This window comes from Rhodopirellula maiorica SM1 (assembly GCF_000346295.1).
GTDB classification, from domain to species: Bacteria; Planctomycetota; Planctomycetia; order Pirellulales; family Pirellulaceae; genus Novipirellula; species Novipirellula maiorica.
In genome coordinates this window covers 1-3,756 of sequence record NZ_ANOG01000722.1, presented here as the reverse complement: position 1 = coordinate 3,756, position 3,756 = coordinate 1, and the positions used below count along the sequence as shown (strand labels likewise).

Here is a 3,756-nt window from a genome sequence, read left to right as displayed (position 1 = left end):
ACCCTTGTTACCGTGGCGACCGGCCATCTTGTCACCGACGCTGATCACTCGTTTGGTCGCGATGTAAACCTTGACCATTTGCAGAACACCACTGCGTAGTTCGTCACCACGTTTCATGCTGTTCAATTTACGGTCACGCGCGTCGATCGCCGTTTCCACGTTCGACCACTGTTGAGCGTGAACGTTTTCGACGTCCTTCTTCTTCGCTTCGTCTTTGACCTGGTCCAAGATATGGTCCAAGCGGAACGACGTGGCACGCTCGGCAACAAATTTTGGATCTTGACCATCAGCCAGCGGAGTGCCCGTCGCGTCCTTGAGCTTCACACCGGCGACTTCTTCCATTTCGCGAACGAGCGACTCAAAGGTGCTGGCGACTTCGGCATTTCCTTCGCTCTCGACGGCCTTCAATTCCGCTTCGAAGATCTTTCGTTCATCTTCAGACAAGCTCATGCGGCGTGAGAACTTCTGCGTGTCGATCACGATGCCTTCGATGCCCGAAGGCACTTCCAACGAATCGTTCTTGACGTCTTCGCCCGCACGACCAAAGATCGCGTGCAACAGTTTTTCCTCGGGCGTCAACTCGGTCTTGCTCTTCGGACTTACTTTACCGACCAGAATATCGCCTGGTTTGACATAAGTACCGACGTTGACAATCCCCGAGTCATCGAGGTTCCGCAGTGCTTTTTCCGAAACGTTGGGAATATCGCGAGTGAACTCTTCGCGGCCGAGTTTGGTTTCGCGAATTTCCACATCAAAATCTTCGATGTGGATCGACGTGTAAGTATCGTTGCGAACCAATTCTTCGCTGATAATGATCGCGTCTTCGTAGTTGAATCCGTCAAACGACATAAAGCCGACCAAGACGTTACGGCCTAGAGCCAATTCACCGTTACGGGTCGCGGCCCCGTCGGCAATGATTTGATTTTGCTCGACCTTGTCACCGATACTGACGATCGGTTTCTGGTTCAAACAGGTGCGTTCGTTCAGCCCCTGATATTTCTTCAGGTCATAGTGATCGCTGCCAATTTCGATGCGAGTCGAATCCGCGTAGGTGACCTTACCCGCACGACGTGCTCGCACGACCATCGCACTGTTGCGTGCGACTTCGCGTTCGACGCCGGTACCGACGATCGGCGGCTCGGCAACCAACAACGGCACCGCTTGCCGCTGCATGTTCGATCCCATCAACGCACGGTTTGCATCATCGTGCTCGAGGAACGGAATCAAACCGGCCGAAACACCCACCATCTGGCTCGGTGCAACGTCCATGTAATCGACTTGCTCAGGCTGAACGATTTCAAAGTCGCTACGGAAACGAGCGATCATGTTCGGCCCAGGCACAAGCGCCCCGTCGACGATTTCGGTATCCGCCGGAGCGACATAAGATTCGCTTTCTTCGTCCGCTCGCAACCATACAACTTGATCGACCACCTTGCCGTCTTTGATCAAACGATAAGGCGTGACCAGGAAGCCATAGCTGTCTACACCGGCGTAAATCGCCAGCGAGCTAATCAGACCAATATTGGTACCTTCAGGGGTCTCAATCGGGCAGATACGACCATAGTGAGAAATGTGGACGTCACGAACTTCAAAGCCTGCACGTTTACGGTTCAAACCACCCGGACCGAGAGCCGACAAGCGACGTTCGTGTGCCAATTGGCTCAACGGGTTCGTCTGGTCAACCACCTGCGAAAGCTCACCACGACCGAAGAAGTAATCGATCGCCGCAGAAACACTTTTCGGATTGATCAACGAACGAGGCGACATGTCCTGAGCATCTTTGATACTCATTCGCTCTTGAACGGTACGACGCAGTTTCAAGAACCCCTTACGCAGTTCTTCGCTCGCCAATTCGTCGATGGTTCGCAAACGACGATTGCCGAGGTGGTCAATATCGTCGATTTCCGCGCCACTGTCGGGATCGAACAGATTGATCAAGTACTTGATCGCCGCGATCATGTCGTCGGGGCGAAGCGTCATAATGTCTTCATCGACGCCGAGTTCAAGTTTGCGGTTCAGTCGGAAACGCCCGACCTTGCCCAAACGGTATCGGTTTTCGTCAAAGAATTTTTCCTGGAACAAGGTGCGAGCCTTTTCCAGTTGCGGCGGATTACCGGGACGAAGACGTTGGTAGATACGAAGCAACGCTTCTTCGTGGCTTGCCGTATTGTCTTCCATCAACGTATTGAAAATCAACGGAATCTTGGGCGATTCCATGCACTCGATACTGGTGACGCCAGCGGTGCAGATCGTCTCGGCAACTTCCTTGGTGACTTTGTGCCCTGCTTCGACGATAATTTCGCCCGCGCGATCCGAATCGCTGGGGTAAATCACGTCATCGACTGCGATTTTGCCTTCGATTTTCGCAGCGCTCTTGCCACCGCTGATCTTGTACTCGCTCGTTTCGTAGAACGCCGCCAACAGATCGGCGTCGGTCGAATAGCGAGGATCCATTGCACGCAGCAAGGTGGTCGCAGCAAATTTACCACTTTGGTCAATACGGACCGTCAGCGCGTCTTTCTTGGTCACATTGACTTCGATCCACGAACCACGCTCGGGGATCACGCGGCAGCTTGGCAACTTGCGATCGGTCGTGGTGTCTTGCTCGAGCACAAAGTCGACACCGGGGCTACGATGCAACTGCGAAACAACGACACGCTCGGCACCGTTAATAATGAACTCGCCACCGCCCATCATGATTGGCAGGTCGCCCAGATAAACCTCTTCTTCGACAGGCTCTTCACGATTTAGACGCAACCAAATCCGCAGCGGCCGGCCATAGGTCAAACGAAGCTGGCGACATTCCTGACTGGTATAGCGTGGCTTGCCTAGTTCGTAGTAAAGATACTCCAGCGTGATGTTGCCGTCATAACTTGAGATAGGAAAGATCTCGCGCAACACACTTTCCAGCCCTTCATCTTCCCGATTCAGTGGCTCACGATCCTCTTGCAGGAACGCCGCGTACGACACGGTTTGCAGGGCGGTCAGGTCAGGTAGTTCAAAAGTGGAAAGTCCAGTTCCAAAGTGTCGAACGCTAGTAGGTTCGAGGCGACGCATGGTCGTAGTTGCCATCTTCGGTGAAAGCTCCTTAGGAGGCCAATATTTGGCGGGCGCGAGTGAGGTAGCAGAGGCGCTTTTCAATCAAACGGTTCGATTGAACTGAACAAACAATCGCAGTGCCAAGCGAATGCTTTTGGGTAACGCGAGTTGGAACAGTTGCAAAAGGCGACTGCCGGTGTGCATCAGTACGTTTAGCGCAAACCATCAGCCCGAGAAAACATCGAGGATGGATGAAGAGAATTCGCCGTCTCTGTGGGCCAACATTCCCAGAAAAACGGTCAAGCGGAAAGATTTGGACGCAAAACGCAACAATTACACCGGTGATCACCCTCAAACCCTAACAGATCGCTCAAAATCCGAAAAGGGCAAGTCGATCTTTTTGGCCCGAATAATGCTACGCAAGCTGGCCCGGCCCACGACCAACCCGAATAATGCCGCTAAACCGTTTTACAGCATCAGCTTGTGACGATTTGGCATCGCGGCTCGAGCCAATGCATCGCGGCGGGGGCGGGTAACGAAAACCGCGTTTTTTGATTATGAATTCGGCAAGAAAAAGCGATCAAGGACGCGATCGTTCCGGTCTGCAGGCCCGCTGTCGCCCTCGAACGCGTCCCCCCCAACAAACGGGCTCCTCCCTCGCGATCCAACAGGCGGCCGGGCCGGAGGCGTCTGGCTTCGCCACAAACAACCTGTAAC

Annotated in this window: 1 protein-coding gene; it reads right to left on the bottom strand. The window is 53.6% G+C overall.

The features are described 5' to 3' along the window. On the bottom strand, window positions 1-3,072 hold a 3,072-nt coding region (gene rpoB, locus RMSM_RS23400), incomplete at its 3' end, for a DNA-directed RNA polymerase subunit beta (protein ID WP_040769148.1). Between the last annotated feature and the right edge of the window lie 684 nt (window positions 3,073-3,756).